Origin of the sequence: Limnofasciculus baicalensis BBK-W-15, from assembly GCF_024178385.1 — a bacterium.
Lineage (GTDB): Bacteria > Cyanobacteriota > Cyanobacteriia > Cyanobacteriales > Coleofasciculaceae > Limnofasciculus > Limnofasciculus baicalensis.
Window position 1 is genome coordinate 1 of sequence record NZ_JAMZMM010000491.1, and the last position, 3660, is coordinate 3660.

The window sequence follows — 3660 nt, forward strand, 5'->3', positions numbered from 1 at the left end:
TCCAAATTGTAAAGAAAATATTAAGGCAGCTATAGTCCTTACTCCACGACGATCGCGGTCGCAGGCATAATGATAATTCATTTTTGCGGTGATTTTCCGGATAGTTATTGTGAGTTTAAGGAGATAACTTTAGTCTGCCAATCTCAGGGGATTCATGAAGTCTTTCTCCTGAGTCAAAATCTCGACAAAATCAGCGAAGGCAATCGCGGTATTGTCACGCAGACATGGGAACAGTGTTCCCAGATAGTTCGTTTGTTTATCCCGGTGGAATGGAGCTATTTTATTTATGAATTATTCCTATCAATCTGGCATTCAGCGCCCAAAACAAAAAAATCAGTCTAAGCAAAAACCTAAATATCAGAGTGGGATTAGATAGCCTAATAATCATTGAGGAGATAAAGACTAATTGAGAAATCCTTATCTCCTTAACTGATAAATTTCTAATTGCTCTTCCCTAACTAGAGGAAAGAGGCTTTCTTGCCAGAAGCAATTGTATAGAATATTAATAGCATATTATCTGATGGCGATATGCTAAAATTTCGTGAATTCCTGTAAGCCCAGGTTTAACGGGTTAATAAATCAGTATTTTTGGTTGATGAGAAAGCCAATATCACCGCTACATTTAGGCGGAAATGTTGGATATATCAATAGCTTACCAGTTCCCGAACCTGATTAACGTAGGTTGGTGTGGCAATTTCCTGATAGGTGACTTCGCCAACTATTTTCACGCTATCTATATTAATAGCCAAACTACATATTATTTCCCAACCTTCCCCTAACAGATTTAATCCCATTAATTTTCCTCGATCGAAACAAATACTTTGTTCTGTAAATCCAGTCAAGTCTATGGCTTTGCCATTCCAGACTATGGATTCTAATGGGAAGCAAGCTGGAAAATTATTCTCTTCATAATCATAATTCTGAACGTAGGTGAAACATCCACTACCTACTCCAGTCACATCAAACTCGACGTGATTAATCCGCACTTTGACAAGACTAGGTTCAAGAATGTCTGGATCCTGAGAGGTCTTGTCGGCTGTAACTTCTAGTGTCTGGGAATTGTTACTCATCGGAAATCTCCATTTAACCAGTAAATCAACGAAAATCCAGCTACTCCAGACGATAGGCAGTCGATAAGTAGAGTGGTTACTATCGTCTTTGTGTACTTTATTTAAGTAATATAACTTTTATAATTCAATTTGTCCACTATTTTGAATAAACTTCATCAAAACAAGACAATTTGTATGTTTTGTAACAATATGGACTTAGGTCGCCACGCTACTGATAGCGGAGATTCTCCCCTACTCTCGTCTAATACACTATACAGATAGATGTTTGGTATAATTTCTAATAATTTAATGAAGTAAAAATTGCTTCCGATGCCAGAAAGTAAAGATTGATAAAATATTTCCGGTAAAGAATAATGCCGCTGCTTTTTTAGCCAAGAGATGATATTTACAAATTGATATGGGAAAAATTCTCGTAAAATAGGGTTTCGGTATTTTATGAAACTAAAAATTATGACAACTACGGCTATAGCCCTGCCCCTGTATTGCTACTCAAACCCCCTAAGCTGACTTGACGGCTGACTTTACCAACTTTAGGAACAGTAGGTATTTTGATATGGGCAAAACAAACTGGACTAATTCCCAACCTGAAGGGACAACTTGATGCCTTACAAACTGTTGGTAAATTTCGTTTAAGCCAGTTAGTTTATCAAAATGCACTCAAACAAGTTGGAGAATTATAAAGAAAGTGAGAAACCTCATCGGTTTAATAGATTTAAGAAAAACCACAAAACCTATTTTATCGCCGTCGCTATCGGTAAAATTGAGGCAATCCCCTCGCTAGAAAAGGTACTCAAAGAACTTAAAGCCACATCCCACAAACGTTTGGGTTTTAAGTCATCTTTCACCAAATTCCAAAGACGTTGTACTTCTACGGTATGGAGTCGATCGTCTTCGGTTAATGCTAATAATAACTGACGGCGGAGAAACTTTCCTTCATCGGAGAGTAGATATTGTAAACCGAGTTGAGCAGTAGGGAGCAAATCGAAGTTATCATCGGATCTTGCGATCGCAATCATATTCTCTAACCGCTGCCATTGTAGCTTCCCATCCTTAAATAATACTTCAACCAAACGCTGCCGCATGGCACTTGACTCACCTGTCAAGAGACGACGGGCTATATAGGGATAGGATACTTCGACTATTTTAAAATTGGGATTTAAGGTGAGGGCTAATCCTTCTTGAGTTACTAAAGAACGAATAATTAGGGCAAATTTCGCGGGGACGCGGAAAGGATATTCGTACATTAATGACGAAAATTTATCGGTAATTGTCTTAAAGTTGAATTCCCCTACTTTTTGGTCAATTGCTTCTCCCAGCACTTCTTCTAATGCTGGCACAATCGGCATAATATCAATATCTGGAGTGAGAAAGCCTAATTTAACAAAGGTTTTGGCTAATTCCAGGTAATCTTTATTAATCAAATGAACAACTGAAGCCGCGATGGTTTCTTTTGTGTCTTCATCCAACTGATCCATCATTCCGAAGTCAATGTAAGCCATCCTTCCATCTGGCATCGCAAACAAGTTGCCGGGGTGAGGATCTGCATGGAAAAACCCATGTTCTAATAACTGACGCAAACCGGAAATAACACCAGTTTCAATTACTTTATCCGCATCCAATCCAGCCGCACAAAGGGTTTTGGTATCTGTTAATTTGCAGCCATTAATCCACTCTAAAGTTAGGACGTGAATACTACAATAGCGCCAGTAAATTGCTGGTACTTTTACTGTGGGATCGTCGCGGAAATTAGTGGCAAATTTCTCGGCATTACGCCCTTCATTGAGGTAATCGATTTCTTCAAATAATTTAGTCCCAAATTCATCTACTATTAACGTTAGATTGTGACCCAAATTCAGGGGTAACCAAGGAGAGAGCCAACTCGCTCCCCAACGCATTAAATATAGGTCTAAACTGAGAATTGATAATAAGTTAGGACGCTGTACCTTTACCGCCACTTCTTCTCCACTGTAGAGAAAAGCGCGATATACTTGACCCAAGCTAGCCGCAGCTACCGGATTTGGTGAAATTTCTCGATATACTTCCCTAACTGAGCGTCCCAATTCATTCTCAATAATCCTGAATGCTAGCTCGTTATCAAAGGGCGGTAATTGATCTTGTAACTTAATTAATTCATCTAAAAAATTTTGGCGAATTAAATCTGGTCGAGTGGATAAAGCTTGTCCTACTTTAATAAAAGTTGGACCTAATTGAGTGAGTAATTCTCTTAGCTGATTGGCTCGTTTAAGCCTATTCTTTTGGACTTGCTTAGTCCATTCATCCCAGAAGAAACCTAACAGGAACCCCCCAAAACCCCAAACAATTACCAGGCAACGCCACAACGCTATCCAGGGACGGGCACGGTAATATTTTGCGATCGCATTCGCATCATAGCGCCGCCTAGGTTGAGTTAGCCGTTCTTCCGGATCGCCAAGTTCAAGTTGATATTGACTCACGCTGAATACTTCCCTCTTAATTTAATCTAAATTTTGTTTACTTTTTTATCTTTTTATTAAGTATAATCGCAAATAGAGCCAAACTTAGTAAAGTTTTGTAAAGAATACTTGCCTTAACTCACAATTCAGTGTGGGGA

The 3660-nt window shown here is 38.9% G+C and carries 4 protein-coding genes; 2 read left to right on the forward strand and 2 right to left on the reverse strand.

Annotation, left to right across the window (positions count from 1 at the left end; translation table 11 throughout):
• Positions 1 to 69 precede the first annotated feature (69 nt).
• Complete coding sequence (locus tag NJ959_RS27100; protein WP_254014870.1) at positions 70 to 342, forward strand: hypothetical protein; 273 nt, start codon at positions 70 to 72, stop codon at positions 340 to 342.
• Between the two features lie 302 nt (positions 343 to 644).
• On the opposite strand, the gene NJ959_RS27105 is transcribed toward NJ959_RS27100, so the two are convergent.
• Positions 645 to 1070 carry a hypothetical protein gene (locus NJ959_RS27105; RefSeq protein ID WP_254014871.1) on the reverse strand — a complete coding sequence of 142 codons (426 nt, stop codon included), beginning with the start codon at positions 1068 to 1070 and terminating at the stop codon, positions 645 to 647.
• A gap of 515 nt (positions 1071 to 1585) precedes the next feature.
• On the opposite strand from NJ959_RS27105, the gene NJ959_RS27110 reads away from it, so the two are divergent.
• Positions 1586 to 1750, forward strand: coding sequence for a DUF3368 domain-containing protein (locus NJ959_RS27110; RefSeq protein WP_256529873.1), 165 nt, complete (start codon positions 1586 to 1588; stop codon positions 1748 to 1750).
• 51 nt (positions 1751 to 1801) lie between these two features.
• On the opposite strand, the gene NJ959_RS27115 is transcribed toward NJ959_RS27110, so the two are convergent.
• Positions 1802 to 3523, reverse strand: a complete 1722-nt coding sequence (locus NJ959_RS27115; RefSeq protein WP_254014873.1) for an ABC1 kinase family protein — start codon at positions 3521 to 3523, stop codon at positions 1802 to 1804.
• Positions 3524 to 3660 lie beyond the last annotated feature (137 nt).